This window comes from Ramlibacter sp. AN1133, assembly GCF_037890035.1.
Taxonomy (GTDB): domain Bacteria; phylum Pseudomonadota; class Gammaproteobacteria; order Burkholderiales; family Burkholderiaceae_C; genus Ramlibacter.
The window spans coordinates 73,963-93,216 of sequence record NZ_JBBKTQ010000002.1; the positions used below are offsets into that span (position 1 = coordinate 73,963).

The following is a 19,254-nucleotide window of genomic DNA, read 5'->3' on the forward strand; positions in this document are numbered from 1 at the left end:
AAACGCGTCCGTAGGACAACACCCCATTTACGAGCTGCATGGCAGCGGGTTACAAGGCCTTGCGATCATCATCCGGCCCATCGCCATGCTTGCCGCTTCCCATCCGGAGAACACGCTCGAGCAGCGCCTGCAGCTGCTGATCGAGGCCGTGACCGACTACGGGATCTTCATGCTCGATCCCGAGGGGCACATCGTCTCCTGGAACAGCGGCGCGCAGAAGCTCAAGGGCTACCGCCGCGACGAGATCCTCGGCAAGCACTTCTCGATCTTCTATCCGCCCGACGCCGTGAACTCCGGCTGGCCGCAGGAGGAACTGCGGCTGGCCAGGCAGCGCGGGCGCTTCGAGGACGAAGGCTGGCGCCTGCGCAAGGACGGCACGCGCTTCTGGGCCAACGTGACCATCACGGCACTGTACGGGCCGATGGGCGAACTCGCCGGCTTCGCCAAGATCACGCGCGACCTCACCGAGCGGCGGCGCCACGAGGAGGAGCTGCGCGTCAGCGAGGAGCGCTTCCGCCTGCTGGTGGACTCCGTGCAGGATTACGCCATCTTCATGCTGGGCCCCGACGGCACGGTGCAGAGCTGGAATGCCGGCGCCGAGGCGATCAAGGGCTACCGGGCCAGCGAGATCGTCGGCCAGGACTTCCGCATGTTCTACACGCCGGAGGACCGCGCCGCCGGCAAGCCGGACGCCGCGCTGAAGACCGCGCTGGAGAAGGGCCGCTTCGAGACCGAAGGCTGGCGCGTGCGCAAGGACGGCAGCCTGTTCTGGGCCAACGTGGTCATCACCGCGGTGCGCGGCCCGGGCGGCGACCTGCGCGGCTTCGCCAAGGTCACGCGCGACATGAGCGAGCGCCGGCGGCTGGAGGAGCTGGAGAAGTCCAGCCGGCGCATGAACGAATTCCTCGCGATGCTGGCGCACGAACTGCGCAACCCGCTCGCGCCGATCCGCAATGCCGTCACGATCATGCAGCTGGAGACGCTCGCCAGCCCCGTGCTGCGCAACTGCCGCGACGTGATCGACCGGCAGCTCACGCACGTGACCCGCCTGGTCGACGACCTGCTGGACGTGGGGCGCCTGACCACCGGCAAGATCAAGCTGCGCAAGGAACTGGTGCGCCTGTCGGACGTGGTCGCGCGCAGCGTCGAGACGGTGCGGCCGCTGGTCACGACGCGGCGCCACACCCTGGCCGTGGAGCAGCCGCGCGAGGCGGTGTGGGTCAACGGCGACTCGACGCGCCTGTCGCAGGTGCTGCAGAACCTGCTGGTGAACGCCGCCAAGTACACGCCCGACGGCGGCCGCATCGAGTTGCGGGTGCGCCTCGACGCCGGCTTCGTGTACGTGACGGTGAAGGACAACGGGCGCGGTATCGCGGCCGAGGACCTGCAGCGCATCTTCCAGCTCTTCGCGCAGGCCGAGACGGCGCAGTCGGCCGCTTCGGAAAGCGGCCTGGGCATCGGCCTGACGCTCGCGCGCTCGCTGGCGGAGATGCATGGCGGCAGCATCGATGCCGCCAGCGCGGGGCGCGGCTTCGGCAGCACCTTCACGCTGCGCCTGCCGGTGGCCAGCCAGGCCGCGGTGGCGGCCGAGGAAAAGCGGCAGGAGGACGCCGCGGGCGGCCTGCGCGTGCTGGTGATCGACGACAACCGCGACTCCGCGGACAGCGCGACCGACGTGCTGCGCCTGCTGGGCAACCAGGTCGAATCGGCCTACGACGGCGAAGGCGGCATCGCGGTGGCACGCCGCTTCCTGCCGCACGTGATCCTGCTCGATCTCGCGATGCCGGGCATGGACGGCTACGAAGCGCGCCGGCGCCTGATGGCCGAGGACGGCGCACCGACCGCCTTCCTCGTCGCCATGACGGGCTTCGGCAACGAGGAAGACAAGAAGCGCACGCGCGACGCCGGCTTCGATGCGCACCTGACCAAGCCGGTGGAACTGGATGCCCTGATCGCGCTGCTGAACGAGGCGCGCACGCGCCTGGGCAGGCCCGCGGAAGTCAGGTGACCGTGAACTGACCCATCATGCCGGCGTCCTCGTGCTCGAGGATGTGGCAGTGGTACATGAAGGGCACGGTGGGCGCCGGCTGCGTGAAGCGCACCAGCAGTTCCACCGGCGCGTCCACCAGCACCGTGTCGCGCCGGCCGATGTCCAGCGGCCCCGGGGCGCGGCCATCGCGCTGCAGCACCTCGAAGTGCACGCCGTGCATGTGGAAGGGGTGGGGCTGGTCCATCATCATCCCGGGCAGCGACGAGACCTCCCAGATCTCCACGGCGCCGAGCTTCACGCGTTGGTCGATGCGCGCCATGTCGAAAGGCCGGCCGTCGAACCCGTGCGGCATGGGCATGCCGTGCATCCCCTGCATGCCCGGCATGCCGTCCATCGCGCCATTGCCCAGGGTCATGGTCAGGCGGCGGCGCTGCGCCGCCGCCTCGCGCGTGGGGGACTGCCAGCTCGCGAGGCGCGCCGGAACGGGCTGTGGCCGGGGCTCGCCGGCGGGAGCGAAATGCAGCAGGGATTGCTGGCCGGCGGTGCTGCGGTTCACCAGCACGGCGCTGCGCGCGTCCGAGAAGTCGACCAGGATTTCGGCGCGCTGGCCGGGCGCGAGCAGCATGCGCTGCAGCGGCACCGGCTCGCGCAGCAGGCCGCCATCGGTGGCGATCCAGTGGAAGTTGCGGCCATCCTCGAAGGCCAGGTCGTAGACGCGCGCGTTCGCGCCATTGAGCAGCCGCAGCCGCACCAGCCCCGCGGGCACGCCAGCGCGCGGCTCGCGCGCGCCGTTCACCAGCATCACGCTGCCCTGCACGCCGTGCATCAGGGCCATGTGCCCGCGCGGGTAGACCAGGTGCTGCTCGCGGTCGAACACGCGGTCCTGCAGGATCAGCGGCAGGTCGTCGGCGCCGTAGCGCGAAGGCAGGCCCAGCGCCTGCTCCTCGCGATCCGTCACGATCAGCATGCCGGCCAGCCCGCCGTACACCTGCAGCCCCGTGCGCCCGTGCGGATGCGGGTGGTACCAGCAGGTGGACGCGGACTGCTGCACCGGCAGCACGGCCTTCCACGTGCCGCCGGCGGGGATCTCGTTGTGCGGCCCGCCGTCCACCGCGGCCGGGATCAGCAGGCCGTGCCAATGCACCGTCGTCATCTCCGGCAACTCGTTGCGCACGTTCAGCGTGACCTCCTCGCCGCTGCGCACGCGCAGGGTCGGGCCGAGCAGGTGGCGGTTGTAGCCGGCGGTGGGACTGGCCTTGCCCGGGAAGAACTCGGTTTCGCCGACACGGGCGGTGAGCGTCACCGGCGCGCCGGGCCGCAGGTCCACGAGCGGCGGGATCGACAGGCTGGGGCGCTCCTGCGCCCGCGAGGGACCGGCCACGGCGGCCAGGCTCGCGAAGGATGCGGTCTGCAGGAAATGCCGACGGGTACTGAGCATCGCGCGACTTTAGTTCAGACGCCGAGATAGCGGTGCCAGGCCGCGCGGTCGGCGTCCAGCGCGGCGGAGGAGCCCTGCCATGCCACCCGCCCCTTCTCCAGGATCACGTGCCGGTCCGCGAGGCCGAGCAGGCGCTGCACGTACTTGTCGATCACGATCATCGAGTGGCCGGCGTCGCGCAGCACGCCCAGCACGTGCCAGATCTCCTCGCGCACCAGCGGCGCGAGGCCTTCCGTGGCTTCGTCCAGGATCAGCAGGCGCGGATTGGTGGCCAGCGCCCGCGCCATGGCCAGCATCTGCTGCTCGCCGCCGGAGAGCTGGTTGCCCAGGTGGCCGCGGCGGCGTGCCAGCGCGGGCAGCAATTCGAACAGGTTCGCGGGCGTCCAGCGCCCGGGCCGCGCGAAGGCGGTGAGGTGCTCTTCCACCGTGAGGTTGGGAAAGAGCTGCCGGCCCTCGGGCACCAGCGCGATGCCGCGCCGCGCCACCTGGTGCGGCTTCAGGCCGGTGAGCGGCTGGCCCTCGAAGTCGACGCGACCCTGCAGCGTGGGCAGCAGGCCCATGACGGTGCGCACCAGGGTCGTCTTGCCCATGCCGTTGCGACCGAGCAGGCCGAGGATCTCGCCCGCCTGCAGGTCGAGGTCGACGCCGAACAGCACCTGGCTGCGGCCGTAGCCGGCGCACAGGCCGCGCACCGCCAGCATCTCGCTCACGCCAGCGCCTCCTCGCCCAGGTACGCGGCGACCACGCCCGGATCCCTGCGCACCGCTTCGGGTGCGCCGCTGGCGACGACGGCGCCGGCGACCAGCACGGAGACCCGATCGGCCAGCCGGAACACCGCCTGCACGTCGTGCTCGATCAGCAGCACCGCGCACTCGCCGCGCAGGCTGGCGATCAGCTCCGTCATCGCGCGCGATTCCTCCGGGCCCATGCCGGCCAGCGGTTCGTCCAGCAGCACGAGGCGCGGGCGGCTGGCGAGCGTGAGGCCCACTTCCAGCGCGCGCTGCTCGCCGTGGGACAGCTGCTCGATGAGTGCGTCGCGCCGTGTTGCGAGGCCCACGCGCGCGAGCACGTCGTCGACCGTCCTGCCGCCGCTGGCGCGCGCCTGCACGGCGAAGGCCGCGTGCTCCGCCACCGTGAGGCTGCGGAACAGGCGCGTGATCTGGAACGAGCGCACGAGGCCGCAGCGTGCGCGCTGGTGCATGCGCAGGCGCGTGAGGTCGCGCCCGGCAAAGTGCACCGTGCCGGCGTCGCTGGGCAGCTCGCCCGCGAGCTGCGCGACCAGCGTCGTCTTGCCCGCGCCGTTGGGCCCGATCAGCGCGTGGATCTCGCCGGCGTGCACGTCGAGGTTCACGCCGTCGGAGACGACGAGGGAGCCGAAGCGCTTGCGCAGGCCGCGGACCTGGAGCAACGGGGATTGGGGTTCGTAGGCTGGTGGTGAGCTGTGCGAACCCCAGCGATGCGCGAAGCGCTGGGGTTCGCGCGCTTCGCGGCTCACCGCCAGCCTACGTTCGGCGACCGATGCAGCGAACAGGCCCGCGAGGCCGCGGCGCGCGAACAGGACGGCGGCCAAGAGCACAAGCCCGGTCCAGAACTCCCAGTGCTCCGTCCACGCCCCCAGCGCTTCTTCCAGCAGCAGCAGCGCCACCGCCCCCGCGACGCCGCCCCACAAGCTGCCCGCGCCGCCCAGGATCATCATCACCAGCAGCGTGCCCGATTGCGTCCAGTGCAGGTTGCCGGGGCTCACGTATCCCTGCAGGTTCGCACCGAGCGCGCCCGCGAGTCCCGCGACCGCGCCGGCCACCACGAAGATCGCCAGCTTGAAGCGGTAGGTGGGAAGGCCCAGCGCCTCGGCCCGCAGCTCGTCGTCGCGCAGCGCGCGCACCGCGAGGCCGAGGCGCGAGCGGTCCAGGCGCCACAGCGCGAGCAGGCACAGCGCCAGGACGAGGAGCGTCGCGTGGTAGAGGGTCGGCCCGTGGTGCAGGTCGAACCCGAGGGGCAGCAGCACCCGCGCGCGGATCCGCAGCCCTTCGTCGCCGCCGTACGCCCTGAGCGAGTTCGCGAGGTAGAACAGCATCTGCGCGAAGGCCAGCGTGATCATGATGAAGTACACCCCGCGCGTTCGCAGCGAGATCGCGCCGATGACCAGTGCGGCGAGCGCGGTCACGGCGATGGTGGCCAGCAGGTGCACGGCCAGGCCCTGCTGCCCCCCGGCCAGGAGCACGCCGCTCGCGTACGCGCCCAGGCCCATGAACGCGGCATGCCCCAGGGACACCATGCCGGCGTATCCGAGCAGCAGGTTGAGGCTGGTGGCCGCGATCGCGAACACGAGGATGCGCGTGGCCAGGCTCAGGTAGAAGCCGGCGCCGAAAGCCTCCAGCAGCCAGGGCAGCGCCAGCCCGGCGACCAGCGCAGCGCCGGCGGCGACGCGCGAGGGCGTCATCGCCCGCGCACCGGCAGCAACCCCTGCGGCCGCCACACCAGCACCGCGGCCATCAGCACGTACACCGCCACCGAGGCCAGAGCGGGCCCCGCGGCGCTCGCCCACTCGGGCGGCAAGGTTTCCCGCAGCGCCTGCTGCAGCACCGTGCGGCCGAGCGTGTCGACCATCCCTACCAGCAGCGCGCCGACCAGCGCGCCGCGCATGGAGCCGATGCCCCCGATCACCACCACGACGAAGGCCGGGATCAGGATGGTCTCGCCCATGCCCACCTGCACCGCGAGCAAGGGCCCGAGCAGCGCACCGGCCACGGCGCACAAGGCGGCGCCGAGGCCGAACACCGCCGTGAACAGCGTGGGCACGTCCACGCCCATCGCGCTGCTCATCTCGCGGTTGGAGGCGCCGGCGCGCACCAGCGCACCGAAGCGCGTGCGCTGCACCAGCAGGTAGAGGACCACGGCCAGCACCAGCCCCGTGGCGATGATGACCAGCCGCCACGCGGGGTACTGCAAACCCAGGGGCAGCGCCACGGGATCGGCCAGACCCTCGGGCACCGACAGCGGCCGGTCGGTGCCGAACACCATGCGCACCCCGTCGTTCAGGATCAGGATCAGCGCGAAGGTGGCCAGCACCTGCGAGAGGTGGTCGCGCAGGTAGAGGCTGCGCAGCACCGTGACTTCCAGCAGCATCGCCGCCAGCGCGGTGAGCACCACGGAGCCGGGCAACGCGAGCCAGAACGAGCCGGTGACCTGCGTCAGCCACGCGGCGAGGAAGGCCCCGACCATGTACAGCGAGCCGTGGGCGAGGTTGATCATGTCCATCACGCCGAACACGATCGTGAGGCCCGCGGCCAGCAGGAACAGCATCAGCCCGTACTGCAGTCCGTTGAGCGCCTGCTCCAGGAAGAGGACGAGGCCCCCGCTCACGTCACCGCGGCATGTGGCACTGCTGCACGTAGGCGTCGCCGTGGTCCTTGAGGATCGGCTCGGTAAAGGACTTGTTCACCAGCCCGCCCTTGCCGTCGCTGCCCACGGTGCGCACGTAGTAGTTCTGGATCGGGTACTGGTTGGTGTTGAACCTGAAGCTGCCGCGCACCGATTCGAACCTCGCCGCGCGCAGCGCCGCGCGCACGGCCTGCGTGTCTTCGATGCGGCCCTTGACGTCCCGCACGGCGGCGTCGATCAGCCGCGCCGTGTCGTAGCCCTGCGACGCGTACAAGGTCGGCGTGCGCTTGTATTCCTTCTCGAACTCCGCCACGAATTTGCGGTTCGCCGCGTTGGCGAAGTCCGGCGACCAGTGCGCGGTGTTGAACAGGCCCGCCATCGGCGTGCCCACGGCGCCGATCACGTCCTGGTCGGCGCTGAAGCCGGGCAGCAGCAGCATGATGTCCTTCGACAGGCCGGCACCGACGAACTGCTTGATGAAGTTGATGCCCATGCCCCCGGGCAGGAAGATGTACAGGGCCTGCGGCCTGGCGGCACGGATCTCCGCCAGCTCCGCCGCGTAATCGAGCTGCCCCAGCTTGGTGTAGGCCTCGCCCACCACCTGGCCCTTGAAGGTGCGCTTGAAGCCGGCCAGCGAGTCCTTGCCCGCCTGGTAGTTGGGCGCGACGAGATAGGCGTTCTTCAGCGCGCGCTGGTTGGCGAAGGCGCCGGCGGCCTCGTGGTAGGCGTCGTTGGGCCAGCTCACCGCGAAGAACAGGGGATGGCATTCCTTGCCCGCCATCGGCGACGGCGCCGCGTTGGGGCTGAGGTAGATCACCTTGTTGTCGATCGCCTCCGGCAGCGCGGCCAGCATGATGTTGGAGAACACCACCCCCGTCATGAAGTCGACCTTGTCGCGCTTGACGTTGCGCTCGAACAGTTGCCGCGCCACGTCGGGCTTGAACTGGTCGTCGCTCACCAGCACTTCGGCGGGCAGGCCCCCGAGCTTGCCGCCATTGAGCTTCACGGCGAGCAGGAAGCCGTCGCGGATGTCGACACCCAGCGCGGCGGAGGGGCCGGAGAGCGTGCTGACGAAACCGACCTTGACCTTGTCGGCCGCCTGCGCGACGAGCGCCGTGGCGGCCAGGGCGCAGGCGAGGAGGAGGGGGCGCAGCATGGTGTTGTTCCTTGGCACGCTCAGACCCAGACCTGCAGGACGTAGTCGTAGGTCGCCTGGCTGTTGAACAGGTCGACCCGCTGCAGCCGGATGCGCAGCGCCCCCGCGGTGTCGCGCACCAGCGTGTGGCGGTAGCTGCCGCCGAAGTGGCGGATCTGGTCGCGCCGCAGCTCCATCATGTGGAAGCGCGAACGCACCTGCACCTGGTTGCCGTCGCCCGCCTCGATCGTCACGTGGCTCACCAGGTGATTGGTGGCCCATTGCGGCGCCTGCGACCAGGCGTTGGGGTGCGTGACGCGGCCCTTGCGGATCTCCATCATCAGCTTGTCCTCGGCGAAGATGGAGGGCGAGCCTTCCCAGTCGGTCTGCTCCGGCGTGATCGGCATCCAGTACACGCCGGCGTCGTCGAACAGGTCGATCCAGGCCTGCCAGTGCTTGCCATCCAGCAGTTCGGCCTGGCGGTAGAGCAGCTGCTCCACCTCGCGCTGCAAGTCCAGCCCCGTGGCCTGGCCCATGCGCAGCACGGTTTCGATCGGCCGGATCGCGCCGGCCTGCGGCGCGCGCGGCGAGTGGTCGGGCGCGATCGCCTGGGCACCGGTGGGCGCGCTCACGCTGCCGGCGATCACCACGTCCTGCGCCAGCAGGTGCTCGAAATCGGGCCCGGCATTCGGGATCGCACGGCTTTCGCTCATCGCTGCCTCCTCATTGCGCAAGGTATTCGGCCCAGGCGCGGAACTGGTTGCGCATGACAGCCTCGGAGGTGCCGTGGTTGGAGTAGGTCACGCCGTTCTCCTCGCGGTCGTCGCCGTACCAGCGGTGGAAGCTCACCCAGTCCAGTCCCTTGGACTGCAGGCCCCACTGCGCCTTGGTCCAGTTCTCCAGGTCGTCGGCGTTGATCATGGTGGCCGGCGAGTTGACCAGGTTGAAGTACCACAGGCTGCGGCGGTAGATCGCCTCGGGCGCGCCCTTCAGGCGGAAGTGCCAGATCTCCGACAGCGTCTTGTCCGGCGAGATCGGCCGCAGGCAGCGCAGCTGCTGCAGCGGGCTCTGCACCGAGAGATACGGATACACCAGCACGTGGTGGATGCTGCGCGAGAGGTACTCCTCCATCTTCTCCTTGCCCCAGGCCTGCTCCAGCAGCGCCTCGTGGGCCTTGGTGTCCGGGTCCTGCGGGCGCAGGCCCATGTAGGCCTTGAGGATGCCGTGGCCGCGCGGGAAGTTGATGGTCTGGACGTTGTCCCACTGCTCGAAGTTCGAGGCGAAGGCGGACAGGTAGTGGTAGTACAGGGGCGCCGCGCCGCGCTCGGCCTTCAGGCGCCGCTCGACCCGGCCGGCGGCGATGCCGGTGGACTGGTGCGTCACCGAAGGATGCAGCGCATCGAGCTGGTTCTCCATGAAGAACTTCCAGTTCGACTGCTGGATCACGCGGTGGCAATAGGGCACGACCTCCACCTCGCCCTCGGGCGAACGGTCGCACATGTCGTCGAAGGCCACTTTCGCCTCGCCGAGGAATTCGGCCAGCGTCGGCCCGTCGGCCGCGAGGCTCGCGAACACGAAGCCGCGGTAGCTGTCGACGCGCGCGGCGCGCCGCATCGAGCAGTCCGGGTTGTCGCGCGTCATGCGCGTGTTCTCGTAGCCCTGCGCCAGCGGGATCGCGCGCACGCTGCCGTCGAGGTGGAAGCTCCATGCGTGGTAGGAGCACACCAGCGCGCTGCCCGTGTTGCCGCACTGGTTGCCCACCACCTGCACCCCACGGTGGGGGCAGCGGTTGTACAGCACCTGGATGCCGCCGTCCTGCTGCCGCACCATCACCATCGGCTGCCGGCCGATCGTCACCGCGTGGTAGTCGCCCGGCGCCTTGACCTGGGATTCGTGCCCGCAGTAGACCCAGATGCGCTCGAAGATCTTCTCCATCTCGGCGTCGAAGATCGCCTGGTCCGTGTAGACGCTGCGGTGCACGCGATCGGGTTCGACGAGGTGGTCGACTTTCATCGGGGCCAATCTCCTTGGATGCAGGCGAGACTGCGCAGGCTGCGCTCGGTGTCCCCGCGCCAGCAAGCGGACAAACCCTGAACCCCTGCGCAGGGTGGGATGCGCGCAATTCCGTACAGTGCCGCCAATGGCAGAACGATCGTTCGCGCAGGAAGTGGGCAAGCTGCGCCTGGGCGCCGGCGAGGAATTCCGCGGCGAGGGCATCCTCGCCGTGACCAAGGCGCTGCTGCAGTCCGGCGTCTCCTACGTGGCCGGCTACCAGGGCGCGCCGATCTCGCACCTGATGGACGTGCTGACCGACGCCCGCGGCATCCTGGGCGAGCTGGGCGTCCGCTTCGAGCACAGCGCGTCGGAGGCCGCGGCGGCGGCCACGCTCGCTGCCTCCGTCAACTATCCGCTGCGCGGCGCGGTGACGTTCAAGTCCACGGTGGGCACCAACGTGGCCTCGGACGCGCTGGCCAACCTTGCCTCCGGCGGCGTCACGGGCGGCGCGCTGCTGATCGTGGGCGAGGACTACGGCGAAGGCTCCAGCATCATGCAGGAGCGCTCGCACGCCTTCGCGATGAAGTCGCAGGTGTGGCTGCTCGATCCGCGGCCCAACCTGCCCGGCATCGTGCGGGCGGTGGAACAGGGCTTCGCGCTTTCGGAGGCGAGCCGCACGCCGGTGATGCTGGAGTTGCGCATCCGTGCCTGCCACGTGCACGGCAGCTTCACCGCGAAAGACAACGTGCGGCCGGACTTCACCCTGAAGGACGCGCTGGAGCATCCGCGCCGCGACACCGGCCGCATCGCCCTGCCCCCGGCCACCTATGCGCACGAACAAGAGAAGATCCGCGACCGCTGGCCGGCTGCGGTGCGCTTCATCCGGGAGCACGCGCTCAACGAATTCTTCGCGCCGGATGCGCGCGACTTCGGCATCGTGCTGCAGGGCGGCATGTACAACGCGGTGGTGCGCGCGCTGCAGCTGCTGGGGCTGTGCGACGCCTTCGGCGGCACCCAGGTGCCGCTGTACGTGCTGAACGTGACGTACCCGCTGGTCAACGAGGAGCTGCTGCGCTTTTGCGAGGGCAAGCGGGCGATCCTGCTGGTGGAGGAAGGCCAGCCCGATTTCATCGAGCAGGCCCTCCACGCCATCTTGCGCAAGGCGGGCTTGGCGACGCGCGTGCACGGCAAGGACGTGCTGCCGATGGCGGGCGAATACACGGGCGGGGTGGTGCTGCAGGGCGTGCGCGGCTTCCTGGCGCAGGTGGCGCCGGAACTCGTCGCGCCACGCAGCGAGGCGCCCGTGGATCCGGCTGCGTCGATGGCGGTCCAGGACGCCATCGCGCAGGTGCACGGGCGGCCGCCTTCCTTCTGCACCGGCTGCCCGGAGCGGCCGATCTTCACTGCGCTCAAGCTGGTGGAGCGGGAGCTCGGGCCGCACCACGTGAGCTGCGACATCGGCTGCCACCTCTTTTCCATCCTGCCGCCCTTCGAGATCGGCGCGACGACCATGGGCTACGGCCTCGGCTGGGCCGCGGCCTCCGCCTTCAATACGCCCGAGACGAGCAAGCGCGCACTGGCGGTGATGGGCGACGGCGGCTTCTGGCACAACGGGTTGACCAGCGGCGTCGGCAACGCGGTGTTCAACCAGACCGACAACGTGCTGCTGGTGGTGGACAACGGCTATTCGGCCGCCACCGGCGGCCAGGACCTGCTCTCCTCCAAGGCGCACAACCCGAGCCTCAGCACGCACCATCCGATCGAGCGGGCGGTGCGCGGCGTGGGGGTCGACTGGGTGCGCACGGTCGATCACACCTACAGCCTGGACCGCATGCGAGGGGCGCTGCGCGAGGCGCTCACCTCGCAGGACAAGGGCCCGAAGGTGATCGTCGCCTCGTCGGAATGCATGCTGAACCGGCAGCGGCGCGAGCGGCCGCTGGCGCGCCAGGCGATCGCGCGCGGCGAGCGCCTGGTGCGGGAGCGCTTCGGCGTCGACCCGGACACCTGCACCGGCGACCATTCGTGCATCCGCCTGTCCGGCTGCCCGTCGCTCACGATCGCACCGAACCCCGATCCGCTGCGCACCGACCCGGTCGCGGCCGTGATCGACAGCTGCGTCGGCTGCGGCCTCTGCGGCGAAGCCGCGCATGCGGCGGTGCTGTGCCCGTCCTTCTACCGCGCCTCCATCGTCAACAACCCGACGCGCTGGGACCGCTTCAGGCAGCGCGTGCGCGGCGTGGTGATCGGCTGGCTGCAGGCGCGCAGCGAGCGGCGGCTCGAGGGACTGGCCGCGTGAGCGCCGCACGGCCGCCCGAAGGCGCTCGCCCCCTCCGCTTGCGGAGGGGGGAGGCGCAGCACGCAGTGCGGAGCCTGGGGGAGGTTCTCCAGTGACCGAGCCGCGCGCGATCACGATCGCCCTGCTGGCCATGGGCGGCGAAGGCGGCGGGGTGCTGGCCGACTGGCTGCTGGACCTGGCCGAGCACAACGGCTTCGTGGCGCAGGCCACCTCGGTGCCGGGGGTGGCGCAGCGCACCGGTGCGACGCTCTACTACATCGAGATGTTCCCGCGCGATGCGGTGCCGGCGGGAGCGCAGCCGGTGCTGGCGCTCGCGCCGGTGCCGGGCGAGGTGGACGTGGTGATCGCCTCGGAGCTGATGGAGGCGGGGCGGGCGCTGCAGCGCGGGCTGGTGACTCCGTCGCGCACCACCCTGATCGCGTCGACGCACCGCGTGTACTCGATGGCGGAGCGCACGGCGATGGGGGATGGGCGGGTGGACGCGCGCAAGCTGCTGGAGGGCGCGCGCGCGGCCGCGCGGCATCTGGTGGCGGCGGATTTCGCCGCGGTGGCGGAAGCGGCGGGCTCGCCGATCACGCCGGCCCTGTGCGGCGCGCTCGCGGCCTCGGGTGCGCTGCCGTTCTCGCGCGAGCAGTTCGAGCAGACGATCCGCCGCGGCGGGGTGGGGGTTCAGGCGAGCCTGCGGGCGTTCGGGGCGGGGGTGGAGGGGGCGATGGATTCCCGCCTGCGCGGGAATGACGGAGTGGGGCGCGGGGTGGGCGAGCAGCAACGCGGGGCGGGCGACCGGGGGCGCGGCGCGGGCGACCGGGATGGCGGGGCGGGCCACCTGGGACGCGGGGATGGCGAAGGGGCGCGTGGGGAGCAGGCGGCGTCGCCGACCCGCCTGGGTCCGCGGCTTGCCGATCTGGAGCAACGCATCACGGCCGAATTCCCGGCGGGCGCGCACGAGATGCTGCGCGCCGGCGTGCTGCGCCTGGCGGACTACCAGGACGTCCACTACGCAACGCAGTTCCTCGATCGCCTCGCGCCCCTGCGCGAAGCGTCCCCCGGACTGCTGCAGGAAACCGCCCGCCACCTCGCCCTCTGGATGAGCTACGAGGACGCGATCCGCGTCGCCGACCTCAAGACCCGCCGCAGCCGCTTCGCGCGCGTCGCCACCGAGGTGCGGCTGGACGACACTCAGGTCCTCGAGATCGGCGAATTCATGCACCCTCGGCTGCAGGAGATCGCGGACATCCTGCCTGCCGGCATCGGCCGCTGGCTGCTGTCGTCCGCGTTCGGCCGCGGCCTGGTGGAACAGTTCACGCGCAAGGGCCGGGTCGTTCGCACGAGCACGCTTTCCGGTTACCTGCTGCTTTACGCGATCGCGGCCTTGCGGCCGCTGCGCCCGCGCTCCCTGCGCTTGCAGCAGGAGGACGGGCGCATCACGCAATGGCTCGCGCAGGTGCAGCGGCTGGCCCGCACGCATCCGGCGCTGGCGCTCGAAGTCGCGCGGGCGCAGCGGCTGGTGAAGGGTTACGGCGACACGCATGCGCGCGGCTGGGCCAGCTTCGAGCGCCTGATGGCGACGCTGCCGCGCCTGGAGTCCGCCAGCGACGGCGGGCCACGCCTGCGCAAGCTCGCCGACGCCGCGCTGGCCGACGACAGCGGCGCGGCGCTGGAGCGCGAACTCGCGTCTCTCTGAATTGACCCGGGCGGCCCCTGCCGCTAAGGTCCCTGCACCCCGAAGGAGACCAGACCATGGAAAGACGCATGTTCGCCCGCGCCGCAGCCGCCGTGCTCGCGTGCAGCCTCGCCGGCGGCGCCGCCGCGCAGGAAGTGACGCTCCGCCTCGTGAGCGCCTTCGCCGAGAACGGCATCTACGTGCAGCGGCTGCTGCCCTGGATCCAGAAGGTGAACGCCGAGGGCAAGGGCGTCCTGCAGATCAACTTCATCGGCGGGCCGCGCGCCATCCCCACCTTCGAGGTCGGCAACGCAGTGAAGACCGGCGTGGTGGACATGGCCTTGTCCACCGGCGCGTTCTACACCAACGTGATGCCGGAGGCGGACTTCCTCAAGCTCACGCAGGTCAACGTCGCGGAGCAGCGCCGCAACGGCGCCTTCGCCGCGATCAACCAGGTGTGGAACGAGAAGGGCAACATGCAGTACCTGGCGCGGATGGTGGAGAACCAGCCGTTCCACATCTACGTGAACAAGCCGGTCAGCAAGCCGGACCTCACGGGACTGAAGATCCGCATCACGCCCGTGTACCGCGATTTCTTCCAGGCGCTCAACGCCAACGTGATCACCACCGCGCCCGGAGAGGTCTACACGGCGCTGGAGCGCGGCGTGGTCGACGGCTACGGCTGGCCCATCGGCGGCATCTTCGACCTGAACTGGCAGGAAAAGACCAAGTACCGCGTCGACCCGGGCTTCTACGACGCCGAGGTGTCGCTGGTGATGAACCTGCCCGCGTACCGCAAGCTCACGCCCGCGCAGCACGACTTCCTGCAAAAGCAGTTGCTGGCCCTGGAGGCCGAGAACACCTTCTGGACCAGGTACGCGGCCGATGAAGCCGCGCGCCAGGAGAAGGCCGGCATCCAGACGATCCGCTTCGATGCCGCCAGTTCCAAGGCCTTCGTCGACAAGGCCTACCAGGTCGCCTGGGCCAGCGCGGAGAAGCAGAGCCCCGAGGTGGCGAAGCGCTTCCGGCCGCTGTTCGCGCCCAAGTGAGCGCCGCACGGCCGCCCGAAGGCGCTCGCCTCCTCCGCTTGCGGAAGGGGCAGGCGCAGCACGAAGTGCGGAGCCTGGGGGAGGCTATCGAGTGACCGGCCGCATCGAGCGCGGTTTCGGCTCCGTCCTCGCCGGCCTCGCGTGGGTCGGCTGCGCCCTGCTGTTCGCGATGCTGCTCGCGATCGTGGGCGACGTGGCGCTGCGCAACATCCCCGTGCCCGGGCTGCCGCGCGGCCTCGCCTGGAGCAACGAGATCTCCGAGCTGATGCTGTACCTGATCACGATGTGCGTGGCGCCCTGGCTGCTGCGCCGGGGCATGCACATCCGCGTCGACGTGCTGCTGCAGGCCTTGCCGCCGCGCCTGGCGTGGGGGCTGGAATGGGTCGGCGACGGGCTGGGTTTCCTGTGCTGCCTCGTGATGACCTGGTACGGCGCGCGCGCCGCGTGGTCCAGCTTCGCCTCCGGCGCCGTCAACATCAAGACCCTGGTCACGCCGGAGTGGTGGTCGCTGGCGCCGCTGCCGGTGGCCTTCGCCCTGCTTGCCACCGAGATGGTGTTCCGCATGGCACGCCTGCACGCCGGCCCGCGCCGCCCGCGCCACGACGCGGTGAGCACGGGATGAGGAGGCACTGCGCATGAGCGGCTGGGGCCTCGCCGCCTGGCTGATGCTGGGCGGCTCCACGCTGCTGCTGTTCATCGGCATGCCGGTGGCGCTCACCTTCATGGCGGTGAACATCGTCGGCGCGTGGCTGTACATGGGCGGGGAAGCCGGCCTGGCGCAACTGGCGCGCAGCAGCGTGAGTTCGGTGGCCGCCTTCTCGCTCACGCCGATCCCGCTGTTCATCCTGATGGGAGAGATCCTGTTCCACAGCGGCCTGGCGGTGCAGGTGATCGAAGGCATCGAGCGGCTGATCCGCCGCGTGCCGGGGCGCCTGGCGGTGGTGGCCGTGGTCGCCGGCACCGTGTTCTCCGCGATCTCCGGCTCCACCATCGCGACCACCGCCATGCTGGGTTCCCTGATGCTGCCGGTGATGCTCTCGCGCGGCTACCACCCCACGCTGGCGGCGGGGCCGATCATGGCGATCGGCGCGGTCGACATGCTGATCCCGCCTTCCGCGCTGACGGTACTGCTCGGGTCGCTGTCCGGCATCTCGATCTCCAAGCTGCTGGTGGGCGGCGTGCTGCCGGGCCTGATCCTCTCGGTGGCCTTCGTGCTGTGGATCATCGGGCGGGTGAAGGTCACGCCTTCGCTGGCACCGCGCGAGGAGGACCAGCCGGCCTACGTGGGCTGGGAGCGCTTCCGGCCCTTCGTGCGCTACGTGCTGCCCACGCTCTCGATCTTCGGCGTGGTGGTGGGCGCGCTGGCCGGGGGCTGGGCGACGCCCACCGAATGCGCCGCGATCGGCGCCTTCGCCACCATGGTGCTCGCGGTCGCCTACCGCGCCCTCACCCTGCAGGTGCTGACGAAGTCGCTGCAGGGCACCGCCGCCATCTCGGGGATGATCCTCTTCATCATCGTGGGCGCCACGACCTTCGCGCAGATCCTGTCCTTCTCCGGCGCCAGCAGCGGGCTGGTGCAGGCGATCACGGGCCAGGGGCTGTCGCCCGGCCTGATCGTGGCCGGCATGATGCTCACGCTGATCTTCCTGGGCGTCTTCGTCGACCAGGTGAGCATGATGATGATCACGCTGCCGATCTTCATGCCCATCGTGCAGAGCCTGGGCATCGACCCGGTGTGGTTCGGCGTGATGTTCCTGATCTGCATGCAGCTCGGCCTGCTGCTGCCGCCGCACGGCCTGCTGCTCATGACGATGCGCGGGGTGGCGCCGCCCACGGTGACCATGGGGCACATCTTCCGCGCGGTGGTGCCTTATGTCGCCATGAGCCTGTTGCTGCTGGCGGCGGTGTTCTGGATTCCGGCGATCGCGACCTGGCTGCCGGCGCGCATCGGCTGAATCGCGCCACGGCCGAGCTGTGGCGGCCGGCAGTGCAGGGTTCTCCCGATGAACTTTGGTTTCACCCCCGCTAGCCTGCATCTCCCCACCCCGAATTCCTGGAGATGACCATGCGTGCAGTCCGCCCCCTGACCACCGCCGTCGCCGCCGGCGCGCTGCTGCTCGCGGCGGGCGCCGCCCTCGGCCAGCAGAACCTGCCGCCCGGGCCGGGCCGCGACATCGTCGCGAGCAAGTGCTACGCCTGCCACACCTTCGAGGCGCGGGTGGGCAACGGCTACACCGCCGAGGGCTGGGACACGGTGCTGCGCATGATGCAGAACCACGGCGTCGCGCTCACGCCCGCGGAAATCACGCAGGCCAGGCCCTACCTCGTGGCCAACTTCCCCGAGAAGAACAAGGTGCCGGCGGTGATCGTGCCCGGCCCGCTGAACGTGAACATCACGCTGTTCAAGACCGGCATCACGCCGGGTGCCCGGCCGCACGACCCGCTGGCCACGCGCGACGGCGCGCTCTGGTACACGGGCCAGATGGTCAACGCGCTGGGCCGCGTCGACCCGAAGACCGGAGAGGTGAAGGAATTCCCGCTCAAGACCGCGCACTCCGGCCCGCACGGCCTGGTGGAAGACCGGCAGGGCAACATCTGGTACACGGGCAATGCCGGCGCGCTGGTGGGCAGGCTCGATCCGCGCACCGGCGCCGTCACCGAGTACAAGATGCCCGGCGGCAAGGGCGACCCGCACACGCTGACGATCGACCGCAACGGCATGGTGTGGTTCACGCTGCAGAACGCCAACCAGGTCGGCCGGCTCGACCCGAGGAACGGCGAGATGAAGTTCGTGACGATGCCCACGCCCGGCGCGCGGCCCTACGGCATGGCGTTCGATCCGCGCGGCAACCTGTTCATCGTGGAGTTCGGCACCAACGGCGTGGCGATGGTCAACCCCGACACGATGGCCGTGCGCGAATACAAGCTGCCCGACCCCGGCTCGCGCCCGCGCCGCATCGCGGTCACGTCGGACAACAAGGTCTGGTACACCGACTATGCCAAGGGCCGCCTGGGCCGCCTCGACCCCGGCACCGGCGAGGTGAAGGAGTGGCAGTCGCCCAGCGGCCCCGGCTCGGCGCCCTACGGCATCTCCGCCATCGGCGACACGATCTGGTATTCCGAATCGGAGGCGACGCCCAACACCGTCGTGCGCTTCGACCCGGGCAGCGAGAAGTTCCAGAGTTGGGCCATCCCGGGCGGCGGCAACATCGTGCGCAACACCTCGGTCACCACCGAGGGCGACTTCGTGCTGGCCAACAGCCTGGTCAATGCGGTCACGCTGGTGAAGATCCCGCGGTGATGCAAGCGCCTTCGCGCCGCGGCTTCCTGGTGATCGCCGGGGCCGCGGCGGCCCGGCCCGGCACGGCCCCGGCGCAGCCCGCCGGCAGCGACACGCCCGGCAGCGAGCACTGGACGACCAAGCGTGCCGACGGACAGGACGTGCGCCTGTTCCTCTGGCGCCGCAACGCGCGCACGGCCGGGCCGCGCAAGGGCACGATCGTGTTCGTGCACGGCTCCTCGGTCTCGTCCACGCCGGTGTTCGACCTGGAGATCCCCGGCCGCCCCGAGTCGTCGACCATGCAGTGGTTCGCGCGCAAGGGCTTCGACACCTGGTGCTTCGACTGCGAGGGCTACGGCCGCTCGGACAAGTCGCGCCCGGTGAACGCGGACGTGGCCTGCGGCGCCGACGACCTGGCGGCGGTGAGCGAGTACATCCTCCGCACCACGGGCACCGCGAAGTTGATGCTGTACGGATCGTCCTCCGGCGCCTTGCGCGCGGCCCTGTTCGCGCAGCGCCACCCCGAACGCGTGCAGCGCCTCGCGCTCGACGCGCTGGTCTACACCGGCGAGGGCAGCCCCACGCTGGCGGAGCGGCGCAAGCGCCTGGCGAGCTACCGCGCCAGCCATCGCCGGCCCATCGACCGCGAGATGATCCGCAGCATCTTCACCCGCGACCATCCCGGCACGAGCGACCTGACGGTGGTGGAGGCCTTCGCCGATGCGGTGCTGAAGCTCGACGACTCCGTGCCCACCGGCACCTACATCGACATGTCGGCCAACCTGCCGGTGTGCGACCCGGCGCGGATCGCGGTGCCCACCATGATCATGCGCGGGCAGTACGACGGCATCGCGAGCTTCCGCGACCTGGCGGACTTCTTCGAGAAGCTGCCGAATCCGGACAAGCAGTTCATCGTGATGCCGGGCATCGCGCATACGAGCACGCGGTCGAAGAACTACGCGGTGGCCTACCACGTGATCGAGCAGTTCTTCTCGCAGCCGGCGCCGGTGTATACGGGCGCATAGGA

15 protein-coding genes are annotated in these 19,254 nt (G+C 70.5%); 8 read left to right on the forward strand and 7 right to left on the reverse strand.

Annotated elements, in window-relative coordinates; all coding sequences use genetic code 11:
• The first annotated feature begins 85 nt into the window (after window positions 1–85).
• The gene (locus WG923_RS02850; RefSeq protein ID WP_340349416.1) at window positions 86–2,008 is read left to right on the forward strand and encodes a PAS domain-containing hybrid sensor histidine kinase/response regulator; all 1,923 of its coding nucleotides are present in this window, start codon (window positions 86–88) and stop codon (window positions 2,006–2,008) included.
• Here the strand turns inward: WG923_RS02850 and WG923_RS02855 are convergent.
• From WG923_RS02855 to WG923_RS02885, 7 genes are read right to left on the reverse strand one after another with little or no spacing between them, the layout of a single operon-like run.
• Window positions 2,001–3,428: a multicopper oxidase family protein gene (locus WG923_RS02855; RefSeq protein WP_340349417.1), complete on the reverse strand. Its 1,428-nt coding sequence runs from the start codon at window positions 3,426–3,428 to the stop codon at window positions 2,001–2,003. The genes WG923_RS02850 and WG923_RS02855 overlap by 8 nt on opposite strands.
• A 14-nt stretch (window positions 3,429–3,442) precedes the next feature.
• Window positions 3,443–4,129: an ABC transporter ATP-binding protein gene (locus WG923_RS02860; protein WP_340349779.1), complete on the reverse strand. Its 687-nt coding sequence runs from the start codon at window positions 4,127–4,129 to the stop codon at window positions 3,443–3,445.
• 5 nt (window positions 4,130–4,134) lie between these two features.
• Window positions 4,135–5,868, reverse strand: coding sequence for a branched-chain amino acid ABC transporter ATP-binding protein/permease (locus tag WG923_RS02865; RefSeq protein WP_340349418.1), 1,734 nt, complete (start codon window positions 5,866–5,868; stop codon window positions 4,135–4,137).
• A complete protein-coding gene (locus WG923_RS02870; protein WP_340349419.1) occupies window positions 5,865–6,791 on the reverse strand; it encodes a branched-chain amino acid ABC transporter permease in 927 nt (308 codons plus the stop codon). Before WG923_RS02870 ends, WG923_RS02865 begins: the two co-directional genes overlap by 4 nt.
• Window position 6,792: 1 nt before the next feature.
• On the reverse strand, window positions 6,793–7,965 hold the full coding sequence (locus WG923_RS02875) for an ABC transporter substrate-binding protein (RefSeq protein WP_340349420.1): 1,173 nt from the start codon (window positions 7,963–7,965) through the stop codon (window positions 6,793–6,795).
• Between the two features lie 20 nt (window positions 7,966–7,985).
• Complete coding sequence (locus tag WG923_RS02880) at window positions 7,986–8,657, reverse strand: aromatic-ring-hydroxylating dioxygenase subunit beta (RefSeq protein ID WP_340349421.1); 672 nt, start codon at window positions 8,655–8,657, stop codon at window positions 7,986–7,988.
• Window positions 8,658–8,667: 10 nt separating this feature from the next.
• On the reverse strand, window positions 8,668–9,957 hold the full coding sequence (locus WG923_RS02885; protein WP_340349422.1) for an aromatic ring-hydroxylating dioxygenase subunit alpha: 1,290 nt from the start codon (window positions 9,955–9,957) through the stop codon (window positions 8,668–8,670).
• 127 nt (window positions 9,958–10,084) lie between these two features.
• Here WG923_RS02885 and WG923_RS02890 point away from each other — a divergent pair, with 127 nt between their 5' ends.
• The 7 genes from WG923_RS02890 to WG923_RS02920 all read left to right on the forward strand — a co-directional run bounded on the left by WG923_RS02890 (window position 10,085) and on the right by WG923_RS02920 (window position 19,252).
• A complete protein-coding gene (locus tag WG923_RS02890; RefSeq protein WP_340349423.1) occupies window positions 10,085–12,235 on the forward strand; it encodes an indolepyruvate ferredoxin oxidoreductase subunit alpha in 2,151 nt (716 codons plus the stop codon).
• A gap of 91 nt (window positions 12,236–12,326) precedes the next feature.
• A complete protein-coding gene (locus WG923_RS02895; protein ID WP_340349424.1) occupies window positions 12,327–13,919 on the forward strand; it encodes an indolepyruvate oxidoreductase subunit beta family protein in 1,593 nt (530 codons plus the stop codon).
• Window positions 13,920–13,975: 56 nt separating this feature from the next.
• Window positions 13,976–14,947 (forward strand): TRAP transporter substrate-binding protein DctP, encoded by a 972-nt coding sequence (dctP, locus tag WG923_RS02900; protein WP_340349425.1) that lies wholly within the window; start codon window positions 13,976–13,978, stop codon window positions 14,945–14,947.
• 91 nt (window positions 14,948–15,038) lie between these two features.
• A complete protein-coding gene (locus tag WG923_RS02905) occupies window positions 15,039–15,569 on the forward strand; it encodes a TRAP transporter small permease (RefSeq protein ID WP_340349426.1) in 531 nt (176 codons plus the stop codon).
• A gap of 13 nt (window positions 15,570–15,582) precedes the next feature.
• Window positions 15,583–16,902, forward strand: a complete 1,320-nt coding sequence (locus tag WG923_RS02910; RefSeq protein ID WP_340349427.1) for a TRAP transporter large permease — start codon at window positions 15,583–15,585, stop codon at window positions 16,900–16,902.
• Window positions 16,903–17,012: 110 nt separating this feature from the next.
• Window positions 17,013–18,248 carry a virginiamycin B lyase family protein gene (locus WG923_RS02915; RefSeq protein WP_340349428.1) on the forward strand — a complete coding sequence of 412 codons (1,236 nt, stop codon included), beginning with the start codon at window positions 17,013–17,015 and terminating at the stop codon, window positions 18,246–18,248.
• On the forward strand, window positions 18,248–19,252 hold the full coding sequence (locus WG923_RS02920) for an alpha/beta hydrolase (RefSeq protein ID WP_340349429.1): 1,005 nt from the start codon (window positions 18,248–18,250) through the stop codon (window positions 19,250–19,252). The genes WG923_RS02915 and WG923_RS02920 overlap by 1 nt, the downstream gene beginning before the upstream one ends.
• Window positions 19,253–19,254 lie beyond the last annotated feature (2 nt).